21 protein-coding genes are annotated in these 16490 nt (G+C 68.5%); 12 read left to right on the forward strand and 9 right to left on the reverse strand.

From position 1 onward, the window contains the following. The first annotated feature begins 50 nt into the window (after window positions 1–50). A complete protein-coding gene (locus LDQ05_RS08640) occupies window positions 51–1112 on the forward strand; it encodes an NAD(P)-dependent alcohol dehydrogenase (protein ID WP_226436501.1) in 1062 nt (353 codons plus the stop codon). Between the two features lies 1 nt (window position 1113). Here LDQ05_RS08640 and LDQ05_RS08645 read toward each other — a convergent pair whose 3' ends face one another. Further along, on the reverse strand, window positions 1114–1896 hold the full coding sequence (locus LDQ05_RS08645) for a SigB/SigF/SigG family RNA polymerase sigma factor (RefSeq protein ID WP_226436503.1): 783 nt from the start codon (window positions 1894–1896) through the stop codon (window positions 1114–1116). Further along, the gene (locus LDQ05_RS08650) at window positions 1893–2375 is read right to left on the reverse strand and encodes an ATP-binding protein (RefSeq protein WP_226436504.1); all 483 of its coding nucleotides are present in this window, start codon (window positions 2373–2375) and stop codon (window positions 1893–1895) included. The genes LDQ05_RS08645 and LDQ05_RS08650 overlap by 4 nt, the downstream gene beginning before the upstream one ends. Window positions 2376–2756: 381 nt before the next feature. Here LDQ05_RS08650 and LDQ05_RS08655 point away from each other — a divergent pair, with 381 nt between their 5' ends. Continuing rightward, the gene (locus tag LDQ05_RS08655; RefSeq protein WP_226436506.1) at window positions 2757–3113 is read left to right on the forward strand and encodes an STAS domain-containing protein; all 357 of its coding nucleotides are present in this window, start codon (window positions 2757–2759) and stop codon (window positions 3111–3113) included. A gap of 25 nt (window positions 3114–3138) precedes the next feature. Here LDQ05_RS08655 and LDQ05_RS08660 read toward each other — a convergent pair whose 3' ends face one another. Together LDQ05_RS08660 and LDQ05_RS08665 are read right to left on the reverse strand one after the other, a co-directional pair. Beyond that, window positions 3139–3441, reverse strand: a complete 303-nt coding sequence (locus LDQ05_RS08660; protein WP_226436559.1) for a hypothetical protein — start codon at window positions 3439–3441, stop codon at window positions 3139–3141. A gap of 161 nt (window positions 3442–3602) precedes the next feature. Then, a complete protein-coding gene (locus tag LDQ05_RS08665; protein WP_226436507.1) occupies window positions 3603–5111 on the reverse strand; it encodes an alpha,alpha-trehalose-phosphate synthase (UDP-forming) in 1509 nt (502 codons plus the stop codon). Between the two features lie 226 nt (window positions 5112–5337). Between LDQ05_RS08665 and LDQ05_RS08670 the strand changes: the two genes are divergently transcribed. From LDQ05_RS08670 to LDQ05_RS08680, 3 genes are all read left to right on the forward strand, one after another. Further along, entirely contained in the window at window positions 5338–5778 is a 441-nt protein-coding gene (locus LDQ05_RS08670; RefSeq protein WP_226436508.1) for a DUF5709 domain-containing protein, read from the forward strand. A gap of 44 nt (window positions 5779–5822) precedes the next feature. Further along, window positions 5823–6371: a dihydrofolate reductase family protein gene (locus LDQ05_RS08675; protein WP_226436509.1), complete on the forward strand. Its 549-nt coding sequence runs from the start codon at window positions 5823–5825 to the stop codon at window positions 6369–6371. An 82-nt stretch (window positions 6372–6453) separates the two neighbouring features. After that, entirely contained in the window at window positions 6454–6675 is a 222-nt protein-coding gene (locus LDQ05_RS08680) for a hypothetical protein (protein WP_226436510.1), read from the forward strand. A gap of 22 nt (window positions 6676–6697) precedes the next feature. On the opposite strand, the gene LDQ05_RS08685 is transcribed toward LDQ05_RS08680, so the two are convergent. Genes LDQ05_RS08685 through LDQ05_RS08695 form a run of 3 tightly spaced genes read right to left on the reverse strand, consistent with a single transcriptional unit; the run spans window position 6698 to window position 8693 of the window. Beyond that, entirely contained in the window at window positions 6698–7564 is an 867-nt protein-coding gene (locus LDQ05_RS08685; protein WP_226436511.1) for a polyphosphate kinase 2 family protein, read from the reverse strand. Between the two features lie 47 nt (window positions 7565–7611). Continuing rightward, the gene (locus tag LDQ05_RS08690) at window positions 7612–7968 is read right to left on the reverse strand and encodes a DUF4873 domain-containing protein (RefSeq protein ID WP_226436512.1); all 357 of its coding nucleotides are present in this window, start codon (window positions 7966–7968) and stop codon (window positions 7612–7614) included. Between the two features lie 41 nt (window positions 7969–8009). Beyond that, on the reverse strand, window positions 8010–8693 hold the full coding sequence (locus LDQ05_RS08695; protein ID WP_226436513.1) for a TetR/AcrR family transcriptional regulator: 684 nt from the start codon (window positions 8691–8693) through the stop codon (window positions 8010–8012). A gap of 210 nt (window positions 8694–8903) precedes the next feature. Here LDQ05_RS08695 and LDQ05_RS08700 point away from each other — a divergent pair, with 210 nt between their 5' ends. The 6 genes from LDQ05_RS08700 (at window position 8904) to LDQ05_RS08725 (ending at window position 14250) form a co-directional block, all read left to right on the forward strand. Beyond that, the gene (locus LDQ05_RS08700; protein WP_226436560.1) at window positions 8904–10115 is read left to right on the forward strand and encodes a DUF445 domain-containing protein; all 1212 of its coding nucleotides are present in this window, start codon (window positions 8904–8906) and stop codon (window positions 10113–10115) included. 69 nt (window positions 10116–10184) lie between these two features. Then, window positions 10185–10727: a helix-turn-helix domain-containing protein gene (locus LDQ05_RS08705; RefSeq protein WP_372461063.1), complete on the forward strand. Its 543-nt coding sequence runs from the start codon at window positions 10185–10187 to the stop codon at window positions 10725–10727. Continuing rightward, window positions 10720–11562: a heparin-binding hemagglutinin gene (locus tag LDQ05_RS08710; protein WP_226436514.1), complete on the forward strand. Its 843-nt coding sequence runs from the start codon at window positions 10720–10722 to the stop codon at window positions 11560–11562. Before LDQ05_RS08705 ends, LDQ05_RS08710 begins: the two co-directional genes overlap by 8 nt. Before the next feature lie 169 nt (window positions 11563–11731). Further along, window positions 11732–12022, forward strand: a complete 291-nt coding sequence (locus LDQ05_RS08715; protein WP_226436515.1) for a DUF2516 family protein — start codon at window positions 11732–11734, stop codon at window positions 12020–12022. A gap of 169 nt (window positions 12023–12191) precedes the next feature. Next, window positions 12192–13121, forward strand: coding sequence for an AurF N-oxygenase family protein (locus LDQ05_RS08720; protein WP_226436516.1), 930 nt, complete (start codon window positions 12192–12194; stop codon window positions 13119–13121). A gap of 88 nt (window positions 13122–13209) precedes the next feature. Then, window positions 13210–14250, forward strand: coding sequence for an alpha/beta fold hydrolase (locus LDQ05_RS08725; protein WP_226436517.1), 1041 nt, complete (start codon window positions 13210–13212; stop codon window positions 14248–14250). A 31-nt stretch (window positions 14251–14281) separates the two neighbouring features. On the opposite strand, the gene purU is transcribed toward LDQ05_RS08725, so the two are convergent. Then, window positions 14282–15169 carry a formyltetrahydrofolate deformylase gene (gene purU / locus LDQ05_RS08730; protein ID WP_226436518.1) on the reverse strand — a complete coding sequence of 296 codons (888 nt, stop codon included), beginning with the start codon at window positions 15167–15169 and terminating at the stop codon, window positions 14282–14284. A gap of 57 nt (window positions 15170–15226) precedes the next feature. Then, a complete protein-coding gene (locus LDQ05_RS08735; protein ID WP_226436562.1) occupies window positions 15227–15751 on the reverse strand; it encodes a GNAT family N-acetyltransferase in 525 nt (174 codons plus the stop codon). A gap of 65 nt (window positions 15752–15816) precedes the next feature. On the opposite strand from LDQ05_RS08735, the gene deoC reads away from it, so the two are divergent. Further along, entirely contained in the window at window positions 15817–16479 is a 663-nt protein-coding gene (gene deoC, locus LDQ05_RS08740; protein WP_226436519.1) for a deoxyribose-phosphate aldolase, read from the forward strand. Window positions 16480–16490: the final 11 nt, after the last annotated feature.

The following is a 16490-nucleotide window of genomic DNA, read 5'->3' on the forward strand; positions in this document are numbered from 1 at the left end:
CGGGACACCCGCGGGTGCGCGAACGTCCGGTGGGGAGTAGGCATGAAGACATGAGTGAACCCGCTGCCCCCACGACGACGGCTGCCGCATACGCGGCCACCGCCGCCGACGCCCCGCTGACGAAGACCACCATCGAACGCCGCGCGCTCGGGCCGCTCGACGTCCTCATCGCGATCGAGTTCGCCGGTATCTGCCATTCCGACATCCACACCGCTCGCAACGAGTGGGGCGGCACGAAGTATCCGGTGGTGCCCGGCCACGAGATCGTCGGCATCGTCGCGGCCGTCGGCGCCGACGTGACCCGGCATTCGGTGGGTGATCGGGTCGGTGTCGGATGCTTCGTCGACTCGTGCGGTGAATGCGAACCGTGCGTCACCGGCTACGAACAGCACTGCACGGCGCGGGTGACCGGCACCTACAACGCGATCGGGCGTGACGGGCAGGTCACCCAGGGCGGGTATTCGACGCACATCGTCGTCACCGAACACTTCGTGCTGAAGGTGCCGGACGGTCTCGATCCGGCCGGTGCGGCGCCCCTGCTGTGCGCGGGAATCACCCTGTATTCACCGCTGAAACGATGGCACGCCGGACCCGGCACGAAGGTGGCGATCATCGGCATGGGCGGGCTCGGGCACGTCGGTGTGAAGATCGCGTCGGCGCTCGGCGCGGAGGTGACGGTGCTGGGTCATTCGCTGTCGAAGAAGGACGACGGACTGCGGTTCGGGGCGGTGGACTACCGGGCCACCACCGACCCCGCGGTGTTCAAGGAGTTGCGTTCGCGCTTCGATCTGATCCTCAACACGGTGTCGGTCAACCTGGACATGGATCGATACCTGTCGCTGTTGAAGCTGCACGGCACGCTCGTCGAACTCGGGTTGCCCGAGAACCCGCTGAGCTTCCGAGCGTTCTCCCTCGGGATCAACGACCGTGCCATCGCCGGTTCCAACGTCGGGGGCATCCCGATGACCCAGGAGATGCTCGATTTCTGCGCGGCGAAGGGCATCACCGCGGAGGTCGAGGTGATCTCGGCGGACCGCATCGACGAGGCGTACGAGCGGGTCGTCGCCAGCGACGTGCGGTATCGCTTCGTCATCGACGCCGCGACCTTCTGATTCAGAACGTGTCGCCGAGCTGCTCGCGCAGGTGCGCGAGCGTCTTCGCGAGCAGCCGCGACACATGCATCTGCGACACGCCCACCTGCTCGGCGATCTGCGTCTGTGTCCGATTGCCGAAGAACCGCAGTACGACGATGGTGCGTTCGCGCGTGGGCAGAGCGTCGAGCAACGGGCGCAGGGCCTCGTGGTTGTCGACGTCGTCGAGCGCGGCGTCGTACTCCCCGAGGGTGTCGGCGAGGGTGAGCCCGTCGTCGGTGTGCGGGGCCGACCGGTCCACCGACACGGTCTGGTAGGCGTTGCCGGCGACCAGCCCCTCGAGCACCTCCTCGTGACCGATACCGAGTTCCTCGGCGAGTTCGCTCGGCGACGGCGCACGACCCAACCGCTGGGACAGATCGGCGGTCGCCCTACCGAGCGCACTGTGCAGTTCCTTCATGCGGCGGGGGACCCGGACAGCCCAGCCGCTGTCCCGGAAATGGCGGCGCACCTCGCCCATGATCGTCGGTACCGCGAACGACGCGAAGTCCGTGCCGCGTTCGGGATCGAACCGGTCGACGGCGTTCACCAGTCCGAGCCGCGCGACCTGCTGCAGGTCTTCGAGGGATTCACCCCGGCCGTCGAAGCGTCGCGCGATGTGTTCCGCGAGCGGCAGGCACCGTTCGACGACGGAGTCGCGGAGGCACGCGCGCTCCGGGTCGTCCTCGGGGAGCGAACGGAGTTCGTTCAGGGAATCGGCGACATCGGCGTATTCGTCGCTCGTCCTGCCTGTCGCACGTTTCACCGAGCGGAACTGCCTTCGCTCAGTGTCAGTGCGATGGTGGCGACGGTGCCGCCGTCGCCGTCGCTGTCGGCGTCCGAGGATACGGACACCGAGTCGGTCAGTGCCTCGAGGACGTGCCACCCGAACGAACGGGATCGGTCGGCGGCGATGTCGCCGCGTGTGGGTGCCGACAGGATGATCGACAGTTCGCCGGGGGTCGTCTCGAAGATGCACGACAGGGTCGAGGTGGTCGCGGAATCGGTGATCAGTCGCGTCGCGGCTTCGTCCACGGCCAGCTTGACGTCTTCGACCGTGTCGAGGTCGAAATCCTGCCGGAGCGCGATCGCTGCTGCGACGGCCCTCAGGACCGACAGCTGGTCGGCATCCGCGCGAACGCGCAGTTCGACTGTGGACGGGGTGTTTTCGCGTACGGAATCGATCGACGCGGATCTCGCCATGAGGGTGTGTGCTCCATGCGTGCGCTCTGCGGTGGTGGCCATCGCGGTCTTCTCTTCTCCTGTGGTCCGGGCGAGGGTACCCGCCCGGGCGACGTTTCAATCGTCGCAGCGGCGGCGGGACGACGGGTGTGCCGGTCGGTTGAGGGTGAATGCATCGTCCATTAGGGTGGATGGCGGTTGAGCACACAGCCGGGAACGTGAAGTGCCTCGCAGTTGCGCGGTGTCCGGTGCTCGGAATGCCGCTGCGGCGTACTCTCTCATGCTTCGATGTTGGGAAGTGCTTCGATGTCGGGAAGTGCAATGGCCGTCAGATCGGATGGTGCAGGACTGCGTTCGCCGAGGGAAACGGCCTCTCGGTCCGGTCGCACGGAGTCCGTCCGGGCCGAACCCGTCCGGGGTGAATCCGCCGCCGACGTTGCGGGAGTGAGCCCGGGCGCACGATTCGCCGCGCGGCCGATCAGTTCCGAACTCGCGTGGGTGGGGGTGTCCGGGGACGTCGATCTCCGCAATGCCGATGACCTCCGAAGATTCGCGTGCCATCACTTCCGGAGGTCTCCGCGTCTGGTCCTCGATCTCGCCGACGTCGGCTTCTTCGGAACCGCGGGACTCCGCGTGTTCGAGGGACTCGACGAACATGCGCTCGGGTCGGGGGCGCGTTGGGTCCTCGTGTGCGACCGGCCCGTCGCGCGGTTGCTGCGGATCGCCGACCCCGAGCGACACGTGCGGATGCACGGTTCCCTCGAAGCCGCGATGAGTTCGCTGCGGCGGCCGACGATGTGAAGCGGTGGCGGGCGGTCTGCGCCGGTCAGCCGGCCACCCCGGCTGAGATCCCCGCATACACGAGCATGAGAACGAAGAGTGCCCACCCGGTGCCGTGCCAGATCGGCCAGGTACCACCGGCACGCCACGTCCGGTAGGCCTGGACGAATGCGCCCGCCCCACCGAGCAGAAGGATCGCGGTGGGTCCGAACAGCAGGATGCTGCGCGCCGGCTCGGTGCACACCGCGAACTCGTCGTCGGCGCATGTGTCACCGGATCCGGCCGACCACACGACGACCGCGAACATCAGAACCAGTGCGAGCGCGACGGTCGTGGCCGCGTACCACATCGCGCTGCGGAAGGTGCGCGGGTCGTTCCAGCGCTTCTCGACATCGCTGTTCCTCACGTCCGGGTCGTCTCCGTTCCGTCGTCGAGGGGAACCGTGTACACGGGGTTCCCGGGTGCTTCGGGGTGCAAACCCGACGCGGGCGCCGGCGCGTACGGTTCGCGTCAGGCCTCCTGCTGCAGGACGTCGGCGCCGGCGTCGCGCAGGTCCGCGAGGAAGCTGCGCGCCCAACGCTCGACGTCGTGCGTCATCACCTGGGTGTGCATCGACCGCATCCGTCTCGTCAGGCTCGGATCGTCCCGCCGCACCGCCTCGACGATCGCGCGTTCGACATCCTCCAGATCGTGCGGATTGACCAACAGTGCCCGCCGGAGCTCCGCGGCCGCCCCGGCGAACTCGCTGAGCACGAGAGCGCCGGAGCCGTCACCGTGGCACGCGACGTACTCCTTCGCGACCAGGTTCATCCCGTCGCGCAGCGGTGTCACCAGCATGACGTCGGCACCCGTGTACATGGCGACGAGTTCGTCCCGGTCGACGGGCCGGTGCAGGTAGTGCACGACCGGCCTGCCCAGCTCGCCGAATTCGCCGTTGATGCGGCCGATCTCCCTCTCGACGTCGTTGCGCAGCTCCGCATACGCTTCGAGACGTTCGCGACTCGGTGTGGCGAGCTGCACCATCACGACCTTCTCCGGGTCCAGCCTTCCATCGGCGAACAGTTCCCGCAGGGCCTCGATGCGCAGGTTGATGCCCTTGGTGTAGTCGAGTCGGTCGACGCCCAGCAGGATCGTTTCGGGATCGCCGAGTTCCGCCCGGATCCGTGCGGCCCGCCGGAGCGTGTCGTCGTGCCGCGACCGATCGCGCAACTGCGCCGAATCGATCGAGATCGGGTAGGCGCCGACCCGCACACTGCGGTCACCGAGATCGATGCGGCCGCTGCCTCGCCGCCCGTCTCCGGTGGTCGGCAGATCGAGGAGAACCCGGGCGAGCTGCCGGAAGTTCTTGGCGCCGTCGGGCAGGTGGAAGCCGACGAGGTCTGCCCCGAGAAGACCTTCGACGATCGACCTGCGCCACGGCAACTGCAGGAACAGTTCGGACGGTGGGAAGGGAATGTGCAGGAAGAACCCGATGGTGAGATCGGGACGCAACTCCCGCAGCAGGCGCGGCACGAGTTGCAGCTGGTAGTCGTGTACCCACACCGTGGCGCCGTTCGCGGCGGCGCGTGCCGCCGCGTGCGCGAAACGTTCGTTGATCCGACGGTAGGTGCGCCACCATGCCCGGTCGAAGGTCGGTGTGACCAGAGCATCGTGGTACAGCGGCCAGAGGGTGTCGTTCGAGAAACCCTCGTAGTACTCGGCCACGTCGTCCTCGTCGAGACGCACCGGATGCAGGGTCAGGCAGTCCTCGACGAACGGCTCGAGTTCGACTCCTGCGGATCCGGGCCAACCCACCCACGCCCCACCGGAGGAACGCAGGACCGGTTCGAGCGCCGTGACGAGGCCGCCCGGGCTGCGTCGCCATTCGGGTGGACCGCCGTCGGCGGGTGTCACCAGGTCGACGGGGAGACGGTTCGCGACGACGACGAGATCCTGCGGTTCGGGTTCGGGGTTGCCGGTGCGACCGTTCACCGGCCGACGGGTCCGGTCACGGTCGACGGCCGCATCGCGTTCACTCATCGTGCAGGGTGTCCTCTCCGCTCGCCCGCCTGGTCGTCGGCGGGGAGCAGCGTCGCCAACACTGTCATGCGCCAATCTAGCCGTCGGGGTCGACGGAACCGTTCGATCGCCGCGCGCGCCGCCGGCCACACGGATTCCGGAACCGGCGAGGGCGGTGTGGCTTCCCGCGGCACCGGACTGTCGTAAACCGTGGCGGTGACCCACGCGGGGTGGCATCGTCGACCCCATGGCTACTTCGGAGAATCCGGGGGCGAGTGTGCCCGGCGAGTACAGCGTCGACGACGAGGACCAGCTCCAGCCGGAGGACACCCTCATCGAACGCGGGCCGGAGGACATCCTCGACGAGGGGATCTCGCCACCGGAGCGGCCGCTGGCCCTCGAACCGCACGACACGCTGGATGCGCGACTCGAGGAGGAGGAACCGGACGGTGCCCTCGACACGGGAACCGAGTCCGGTGACCGGACCGACTATCCGTCCCGCACCGAGGTCGGCGACGTCCGCGCCGGTCGACTCGTCGCACCCGACGAAGGCACCGGCGAGGACGTCGACAAGGACCTGATCGGAACGGATGTGGGAATCGACGGGGCCGGCGCGTCGGCGGAGGAGGCCGCCGTGCATCGGTTCGACGAAGGCGACGTCGACACCGGAGTCCCACCGGAACGGTGACGGACCGTTTCCCGTTCGACCACGATCGACCACAGGAGCCTGCAGTGGGCAAGACCGTCTACTTCACCGCGTCCACCGTGAACGGATTCCTCGCGTCCGACGACCACGACCTGAGTTGGTTGCTCACCCGCGACATCGATCAGGGCGGACCCGGCGGCGGGGAGGAGTTCTTCGCGACCGTCGGGGCGATGGTCATGGGGTCGTCGACGTATCGGTGGATCCTCGATCACGAGGGAGCCGACGCGTGGGAGTACGACGTTCCGTGCTGGGTGTTCACCCATCGCGACGATCTGCCGGTGGCGCGCCGGAACGGTCGCCGGGGAGACATCCGGTTCACCCGCGCCGACGTCGCGGACGTGCATGCCGAGATGTCGGCCGCCGCGGGCGGGCGCGATCTGTGGATGGTCGGTGGCGGAGACCTCGCCGGGCAGTTCGCCGACGCCGGACTGCTCGACGAGGTGATCGTGTCGTTCGCGCCCGTCACCCTCGCGTCGGGCCGGCCGCTGCTGCCGCGGCACGTCGAACTCGAACTCCTCGACGTCGCGCGCAACCGTGACTTCGTCGTCGCCACGTACCGCGTCGGGAAGCGGTAGCACCCCGATCTCCTTGTGACCGTCATCACCCGGGGGTACCGTCGGAGTCACCGAACTCCCAGCTCGGGAAGGAGAAGAGGCCGTGAAGCTCAATCTCTTCGTCGCGTGGTCGGGGTACGCACTCGCACTCGTTGCGGTCCTGACGATCGCGCTCGCACTGGTCGCAGCAGGCACCGGGTACGGCGGACACGCACTCACGAGTGGCATCGTCGCCGCCGTGGCCGTGATCCTGGGGATCCTGATGGTGGCGGGAGCGAGCCGACGCGACCACAGGCATCACATGGAGACACCGCACCTGTTCTGACCCGACACGCGGCGCCCGGCGGTCACGATTCCGCCAGGCGTCGTTTCTCGGTGTCGATGTCGAAGGTCGGTTCGGGCCAGTCGAGGTCGAGCCGCTCGAACGCGTCGATGAGCAGTTCGGTGACCGCGATGCGGCTGTACCACTTGCGGTCGGCCGGAACCACGTACCACGGCGCGTAATCGGTGTTCGTCCGGTCCAGCATGTCCTGGTACGCCTTCTGGTACTCGGGCCACAGTGACCGTTCGGTGACGTCGCTCGGGTTGTACTTCCAGTGCTTGTCGCGACGCTCGAGGCGTTCGGCGAGCCGCTGCTTCTGTTCGTCGAGGGAGACGAACATCGCCACCTTGACGATCGTGGTGCCGGTGTCGGCGAGTTCGCGTTCGAACCGATTGATCTCGTCGTACCGGTGCCGCCACACGTTCTCGGGAACCAGGTCGTGCACGCGGACCACCAGCACGTCCTCGTAGTGCGAGCGGTCGAACACGCCGAGTTGGCCGTCGCGGGGGAGTGCCTTGCGGATGCGCCACAGGTAGTGGTGGCGCAGTTCCTCGGGTGTGGGTACTCCGAAGGCGGTGTGGTCGACCCCCTGCGGGTCGACGTGTCCGATGACGTGCCGCACCATGCCGCCCTTGCCCGACGTGTCCATCCCCTGCAGGACCAGCAACACCGACCGTTCGTCGCCGGTGCGGCCGTTGGCGAACAGCATCTCCTGCAGGTGGGAGAGCACGGCACCGCGCTCCTCGAGCAGCCGTTCCCCGAGGTCCTTGTCGCCGTCGAACCCCGGGGTTCCGTTCGTGTCGAGATCGGCGATGCGCAGGTGCGGTCCGGCGCGCAACGCCTCGGTCGCGGGGGTGTGCCAGTGCTCTGCGCGCTTTCCGCTCTTGCCCATGGCGACGAGGGTGCCACAGGTGGGGCGTGTGTCGGTGGAACGCGACGTCAGTCGTCGGACGCGTCGTCGGAGATCGTCCGGTAGGGCGGTGTCGACGTGCCGTCCACCATGTGACTGCCCCACAGGTCGACCTCGGTGATGCGGGCGGTGGCGGTCAACTCCCCGTCGTCGGTGGTGACGGTGATGGTCACGTCGGTGCCGGAACCGAGGGGGGTTCCGGCGGGCAACGCCGCGGTGAGACCACGCAGTCGGCCGCGCCACACGTGGCGCCCGAGAATCGGATCGAAGTGGCCGGACAACTGGATGTCGACGGTGGCGTGGGCGGCGCCGACGGTGACGTCGGCGGGTCCCCGGTACGCACCGGTGTCTTCGTCGTCGTGATGGTGTGCAGTGGGCTCGGACATGCCGGCCAGGTTACACGTTACCCGCAGTTACGTGAATTGGCTCACTCGGTGTCGGGCACCAGCGGGTGGGGTTGGGCGTTGAAGCGGGTCGGCGACCCGCCCGCGCCGGCGATGCCCGTCATTCCACCCCACGCCATCATCGTGAGGTAGTCGATGAGATCCTCGGCGGACATCGACTTGTTCGAGATCCACCAGTGTGTCGCCAGCTGGATCGCGCCCACGATGCCGTAGGCCCACGGAACGGACCCGCCCGAATCCATCTCGAGCCGCCGCAGGCGCTCACCCAGCACGGTCGCGACCAGTTCGGCGATCATGCGTTCGGAGTCGGCGACGACATCGTGGCTCGCCGACGAGTTGTTCGACATCACGTACAGGTAGACCTCGGGGTCCTCCGCCACGGTCTCGACGTAGGTGGCGATCGCGACACGGGTGAGGTCGAACTCGTCGAGATCCTCACCGACCGCCGCGTACAACCGCGGCGCGAGGATCTTCTCGACGTACCGCATCATCGTCGCGGTGGTCAGATCGTTCTTGTCGGTGAAGTAGCGGTACAGCACGGTCTTCGACACCCCGATCTCCGAGGCGATCTCGTCCATCCCGATGTCGTGTCCTCGGGTGCGGATCGCCCGGATCGTGCCGTCGACGAGTTCTTCGCGGCGCGCGATCTTGTGCTCGTGCCAGCGACGCTTGCGACCGTCCTGCTTCGTGGGCGGCGTCGTGGTCACGTCGGGCTCGGTCGTGGTGTTGGCGCGATTGCTGGGCACAGGTAGTGGCACATCCGTTCGGTGTCGATCGTCGCCCCAGTTTACGGCGGACGAGTCGAGCGGGTGCGCGGTGTCCCGGACCGCGCGACCGCGCGCCGGTGGTTTCGGCACAATGGTCCGGTGCAGTTCATCACTACCGACGACGACGTCAAACGCGCAGATCTGCGTCGGATGAAGGCTGTCGCGACAGGGTTTCTCGTCGTTGCGACGATCGTCTACCTGTTCTGTCGGTGGCAGGAGACCCGCGGTGCCGGCGAGTGGGTCGGTTACGTGCGGGCCGCCTCGGAGGCCGGCATGGTGGGTGCGCTCGCCGACTGGTTCGCAGTGACCGCGTTGTTCCGGCATCCCCTGCGGATCCCCGTTCCGCACACCGCGATCATCAAGCGGAAGAAGGATCAGCTCGGCGCGAGCCTCAGCTCGTTCGTCGGCACCAACTTCCTGGCCCCCGAGGTCGTGTCCGCGAAGGTCGAGTCCGCGCAGATCCCGTTGCGGCTCGGCACCTGGATGGCGCAGCCGCGGCACGCGGAGCGGGTGGCCAAGGAGACGTCGACGATCCTGCGCGGCATCGTCGGAGTCCTCCGCGAGGACGACATCCAGCAGGTCATCGACAACACCATCGTCAAGCGGATCGCCGAACCCGACTGGGGTCCGCCGCTGGGGCGGTTGCTGGCCGAACTGATCGACGAGGGGCGGCACCGCCCGGTGATCGACATGCTCGCCGAACGAGCGCACCAGTGGGCACTCGGAAGTCAGGAGACGATCGATCGCGTCATCAGCCGGGACTCGCCGTCGTGGTCGCCGAAGTTCGTGGACCTGTTGCTGGGCGAGAAGATCCACCGAGAGCTGGTCGAGTTCACCTGGAAGGTGCGGTCGAATCCCGACCACGAGGTCCGGCGTGCGGCAGACCGGTTCCTCACCGACTACGCGCAGGATCTCCAGCACGATCCGGCCACGATCGCCAAGGCCGAGAAACTCAAGGCCGAGATCATGGGGCGTGAGGAGATCACCCAGCTCGCGGCCGCGACCTGGCGCACCGCGAAGCGGATGATCCTCGAGTCCGTCGACGATCCGAACAGCACCCTGCGGACGAAGGTGGCCGAGAACGTGGCCGGATTCGGCGTGCGGCTCCGTGAGGACGACGCGATACGCGCGAAGTTCGACACCTGGCTGCTCGACGGCGTGCGTTTCATCGCCGCCAACTACGCGGACGAGATCACCTCGGTGATCCGGGAGACCGTCGAGAGGTGGGATGCCGACGAGGCGAGCCGCAAGATCGAGCTTGCGGTGGGGCGCGATCTCCAGTTCATCCGGATCAACGGCACGGTGGTGGGTGCACTCGCCGGCCTGGCGATCTACACGCTGTCCGAACTGCTGTTCGCGTGATACCCACCACTTGCTAGCAGAGCGCTTGCTGTAGCTAGCACCTGGTCGTAGGCTGACGTCGTGTCCACGATTCGAGACCGGACGGGTGACTCCGCCGACGAACCCGATGCGAGCACCGGGTCCGCGGAGGCTGCCGGGCCCGGCGACATCGCCGCCCGGGTCGTCAATTCGGCGGCGCAGGACATCGGGGGGTTCATCCGTTCGCAGCGGGAGGCCGCCCAGGTGTCCCTGCGGCAGCTGTCGCAGCTCGCAGGCGTCAGCAACCCGTACCTGAGCCAGATCGAACGTGGGCTCCGTAAGCCCTCCGCGGAGGTGCTCGCGCAGATCGCGAAGGGTCTCCGACTGTCCGCTGAGGTGCTCTATGTGCGGGCCGGGATCCTCGAGGAGAGGCCCCACAGCGCGGTACGTGACGCGCTGCTCGCCGACAACGCCCTCTCCGAGCGGCAGAAGCAGGTCCTGCTCGACATCTACGACTCGTTCAGCAGGGAGAACGAGTCGGCTCCGGTGGTCGCTCCCGTCGACACAGCGTCGGTCGGGCACTCCGCGGACACCGGCTGTTCCACGGATATCGGGCATTCCACAGACATCGACGAGGAGAACCGACATGACTGATCCCAACGCTGCCATCCGAACATCCCTCTACGCCGCCGTGGGTGCGGGCGACGCCGTCGTCCAGGCCGTGGCCGACGTCGTCGCTCAGGTCCGGGAACGCGCCGAGACCACCCAGGCCGATGTCAACGAGCGCGTCGAAACCGCCCGGGGCCGTGTGTCGTCGGTGCCCACCGACGTCGCCGAGGCCGTCGAGTCGCTGCGCTCGCGTCTCGTCGAACTGCCCGCCGAGCTTCCCGAGGAGCTCGCCGAGCTGCGCGAACGCTTCGGTGCCGACGAACTGCGCCGGGTTGCCGAGGCGTACCTGAAGGTGGCCTCCGATCTGTACACGGCGCTCGCCGAGCGCGGTGAGGAGACCATCGAGCGTCTGCGCAAGCAGCCCGCGGTCGAGGAGCGTCTCGGTCGTGCCGAGGCGGCTCTCGGCGACGCCGTCGACCTGACCGAGGAAGCGCTCGGCACCGTCGCCCGGCAGACGCGTGCCGTCGGTGAGCAGGCCGCCAAGCTCGCCGGTCTCGCCGCCACCCGCATCTCCGACACCGCCGAGGAGGTCGGTGAGGCCATCGCCGACGCGGGTGACGAGGCCGCGCTGCGCGTGCTCGACCTCGGCGACAAGGCGGAGGAGGCGGGCACCGAGGCCGCCACCCGCGTCGAGGAGGTCAAGGACGACGTCGCCGCCGCGGCGGAGGACGAGGCCCCGGCGCAGCCGGCACCGGCGAAGGCCCCTGCCAAGGCGCCCGCCAAGGCTGCGGCGAAGACGCCTGCGAAGAAGGCTCCCGCGAAGGCCCCGGCGAAGGCTCCCGCGAAGAAGGCCGCCCCGCGCAACACCGCGGGTTCCTGACGGCCGACGTACCACGGTGACACCGGCGCGGTGGCGCTCCACGGATTCGGAGCGTCACCGCGCCGGTGTTCTCGCATGTTCGTGTGTTCGGGTGTTCTCGCGGCGTCGCGCTCCGGCGGGATGCCGTCGACGATCCGGTCGCCGGTCGGGCGCCCAGTAGACTGGAGCGGTGACGAACGTGGATTCTCTCGCAGGTCTGATCATTCTCGTCTTGCAGATCGTGGCGATCGCGGGCGCCGGCTTCGCGCTGTTCCACGCGGTCCGTCAGCCTTCCGAGGCATTTCCCGCCGTGGACAAGCTGACCAAGCCCGTGTGGCTCGGGATCCTCGCGGCGTCGCTGGTGGTCCTGTTGCTGTTCGGCGCGATCGGGTTCCTCGGCATCATCGCCGTGGTCGCGGTCTGCGTGTACCTCGTGGATGTGCGGCCGCGGGTGGAGGAGGTTCAGCGTCCTCGCTGGTAGTGCGCTGCGGGGTGGTGCATCTCCCCGGTGTGGTCGTCCCGTGTGTGGTCGCCCTCGGTGTGGTCGTCGCGACATCGGCGGGTGACGGCCGATGCCCGTTGCTTGACAAGTGCGATCCAGATAATGACACTTCGAGTAACGGGTAATTTCCGAGACGAGGTGGTCGGCCATGACGCTCGCCCATACCAACCGGATCGACACCGTCCACGGCGACGCCGAGGACGACGGCAGGCAGGGCTCCGCACGACGGTTGCTCGCGTCATCGGCACGTCGGTCCTACGATCCGACGCTCGAGATCGACTGGGACGCCCCCATCCCCGACGACAAGTACGGCATGACCCCGGAATGGTCCAGTCTCTACGGCACCGAGCTGTGGGACCGCATGACCGAGCAGCAGCGGATCACCCTCACCAAACACGAGGCCGCGAGCATCGCCGGTGCCGGTATCTGGTTCGAGATGATCCTGATGCAGATGCTCGTGCGGGACCTCTACCAGCACGACCCCGCGACCCCGTACGTCCAGTTCGGGCTCACCGAGATCGCCGACGAATGCCGGCACTCGATCATGTTCGCCAGATCCGCACAGCGATTCGGCATCCCGTCGTACCGGCCCGCTCGATGGCTCCGGACCAGCGGGCGGCTGTTCAAGGCCGTCGCGTCCGGGGCGTTGGCATTCGGGGGCACGCTGTTCGCCGAGGAGATCCTCGACATGATGCAGCGCGACTTCATGCGCGACGACCGGGTCCAACCCCTCACCCGCACGGTCAGCCACATCCACGTCCTCGAGGAATCACGCCACATCCGGTACGCGCGGGAGGAGACGGCCCGACGCATGCGCACCGCCACACGCTCCCAACGCGCGTGGGTGCGGATGCATCTGGCCGTCAGCGCGTACCTGATCGTGACGAACCTCGTGAACGAGCGCGTGTACGCCGCAGCGGGCCTGGACGTGGCCGAAGCGAAGGCCGCGGCGCGCGCCAACACCCACTACCACGACAAACTGCGGTTCGGAACACGCCGCACCGTCGAATTCCTCGACGGTGTCGGCCTCATCGGCGGGCCGTCCACGCTGTTGCTGCGCCGCGCGCACATCCTCTGAGCCGAGCGAACACGTCCCACCCGGCGGTGCCGCCGACCCGGACCCGGATCCCGGTCCGGGCACGATCACACACAGGAGACCATCACACGTGAAGAAGCCGTCCCGGAAGTCGCTGCTCGTCGCGGGGGGCATCGCCCTCGTCGGTACGGCGGTGGGAGTCGCCGCCGCGCGCCGTCGCCGTTCGCATTCCGCGGTGCAGACGAAGGATGTCGCGCCGCACGCGTTGCTGGCCCCACCGAGCCTCGAGGCCGACGAGATCGAGGTCACCACGGCCGACGGTGCCCGTCTGCGCGTGCTGGCCTACGGCGATCCCGACGCCCAACCCCTGGTCTTCAGCCACGGCTGGACCTGCAACGCCCTGTTCTGGACGCCGCAGATCAACGCGTTCGCCGACCGCTACCGGGTGATCGCATACGACCAGCGCGGACACGGCGCCAGCAGCGTCGGCACCCGCGTACTCCGCCCCGACGTGCTCGCCGACGATCTGGCCGCGGTGCTCGACGCGACGGTTCCCGCCGGTCGCAGGGCCGTGCTCGCCGGGCACAGCATGGGCGGAATGAGCATCATCGCGTGGGCCGAACGGCATCCGGAACAGGTGCACGAGAAGGCGGCGGCGGTGTTGTTGGCCAGCACCGGGATGGACAATCTCGTCACCGATGCGGCGCTCGTCCCGTTGCCGCCGAGGTTCCCGCGCGTCCCGGTCGCGGTGGCGCGTCCCCTGCTCGGTTCGACGATGCCGTTCGCTGCGTCGCCGATCACCACCCGGGCGTTGCGTTATGTCGCGCTGTCGCCGTCCGCGACCGCCGCCGAAGTCGAATTCTGCGAGAAGATCGTCCTCGAATGCCCCCGTCGTACCCGCGGCGCGTGGGGCCGCGCACTGAGCGTGCTCGACATCCACGAGGGGCTCGCCAACCTGACGGTGCCCACCAGCGTGATCGTCGGAACCGCCGATCGGCTCACCCCGCCGGTGCACGCGCGCAGGCTCGCGGACGGACTCGAACGGGCCGGCAACCTCGAGCATCTCTTGGTGCTCGACGGCGTCGGCCACATGAGTTCGGTGGAGGCGATCGACGCGTTCGACGACGAGATCGTGCACCTGCTCGACCGGGCCGGTGCGCCGGTGTCCTGAACACCGGCGTCCGGGCAGGCCGTGATCGGCCTCAGTTGAACACGACGGTCCGCCGACCGTGGACGAGGACCCGATCCTCGAGGTGCCAGCGCAGACCGCGGGCCAGAACCAGCTTCTCGACGTCGCGGCCCTGCCGCACCATGTCGGTGACGGCGTCGTTGTGGCTGACCCGGATGACGTCCTGTTCGATGATCGGACCGGCGTCGAGTTCCGCCGTCACGTAGTGGCACGTCGCCCCGATCAACTTCACACCGCGCGTGAACGCCTGGTGGTACGGCCGGGCGCCCACGAACGACGGCAGGAAGCTGTGGTGGATGTTGACGGCGCGACCCGCCCAGTGTTCGCACAGTTCCGGCGGCAGTACCTGCATGAACCGGGCCAGCACCACGGCGTGCGGGTCGTGCGCGTCGACGATCTTGCGGACCTGCTCGAATGCCGGTCCCCGCTCGGCGGGGTCCTTCGGGAACGACACGTAGTGGAACTCGATGCCGTGGCGCCGCGCGACCTGCTCGAGGTCGCGGTGGTTCCCGATGACCGCGCACACCTCGGCCTCCATCTCCCCGGCCGCGACCCGGCCGAGCAGATCGTGCAGGCAGTGGCCTTCCTTGCTGACGAGCAGCACCACCCGCTTGCGGCGGCCGGTGTCGGAGATCGTCCACTCGGTGTCGGGGCCGATGGACTCGGCGACCGCCGCGAACTTCTCCTGCAGTTCCTCGATCCCGAAAGGAATGGAGGAGGCGCGCACCGCCTGCCTGGTGAAGAACCAGCCGCTGTCCTGATCCGCGTGGTAGGCGGCTTCCACGATGGACCCGCCGACCTCGGCGAGGAAGGTGGAGATGCGGGCGACGATCCCGGTCGTGTCGGGGCAGCCCAGGGTCAGGACGTAGCGCCGGTCGTCGCCGGACGAGGAACGAGTCATGCCGGCCATTGTCCCAGGTCGTGTCGCGCGACGGTCGGCCGCCGGGTGTGCGCGTCGTCAGAGCGCGTAGAACGGCGCGGGGTACCGGAACACGCCGCGCAACGACGGGTCGTGGGCGTCGAGGGCGCGGGCCTGGAAGTGCGGACCGGCCCACTCGGCGACGTCGGGTTCGACCCCGAGATCAGCGGCCGGTACGAACCCGAACCGCGGGTAGTAGCCGGTGTGTCCGAGCAGCACGACCAGTTGCTCGTCGAGCGCATCCGCAGCGCCCAGCGCGGCGTGCATCAGGGCGCCGCCGACACCGGTGCGCTGCCGGTCGGGGAGGACCCCGATCGGTCCCAGCGCGAGGGCGGGACGCCCGGCGACGTCGCCTCGGGTGAGGCAGACGTGTCCGGTGAGCGTCCCTGTCGGTTCCTCGGCGACGAGGGTGAGCGCCGGCAGCCACGCTTCGCTTGCGCGCAGTGCATGCACGAGACCGACCTCCGCGGGTTCTGTCGCATCCGGGGTGACCGACGCGAACGCCGCCCGGTGGATCGCATCGATCGCGTCGGTGTCGACGGGACGTTCGCGTCGGATCAGCATGGCCGCAGTGTGGTCCACGATCGCTCCGCGCGGCAACGGGTTTTCGGATGTGGGAGTCTGGCGGCATGCCGGACACTGCACTCACCCGAGACCGCGTCGCATCGATGATCGACCACACCCTTCTCGCGCCGGAGGCGTCCGCCGCGGACGTGCGTGCCCTCGTCGCCGAGGCCCGCGAGCTCGGGGTGTACGCGGTGTGCGTGTCACCGTCGATGCTGCCGGTGCGTGCCGACGACGTCGTCGTCGCGACGGTCGCGGGTTTCCCGTCCGGCAAACACCATTCGCTGGTGAAGGGAGCCGAGGCCCGCCTGTCGGTGGAGCAGGGGGCGCGCGAAGTCGACATGGTCGTCGATGTGGGGGCGGCCGTCGCCGGCGACTACGACGCGGTGCTGGCCGACATCCTCACGGTGCGTGAGGCAGTCGGATTCTCCACCGTGCTCAAGGTGATCCTCGAGTCGGCGGTGCTCTCGGACGACGCGATCGTCGAGGTGTGTCGTGCGGCGGAGAAGGCGGGCGCGGATTTCGTGAAGACGTCGACCGGTTTCCACCCGGCCGGCGGGGCGTCGGTGCACGCGGTGCGACTGATGGCCGAGACCGTCGGCGGCCGGTTGGGGGTGAAGGCCAGCGGTGGGATCCGCACGGCCGCAGACGCGGTCGCGATGATCGAGGCGGGCGCGACCAGGCTGGGCCTGTCGAGGAGCCGCGCCGTGCTCGACGGCCTCCACTGACCCCACCCGTG

It is taken from the genome of Rhodococcus yananensis, from assembly GCF_020515525.1.
Lineage (GTDB): Bacteria > Actinomycetota > Actinomycetes > Mycobacteriales > Mycobacteriaceae > Rhodococcus > Rhodococcus yananensis.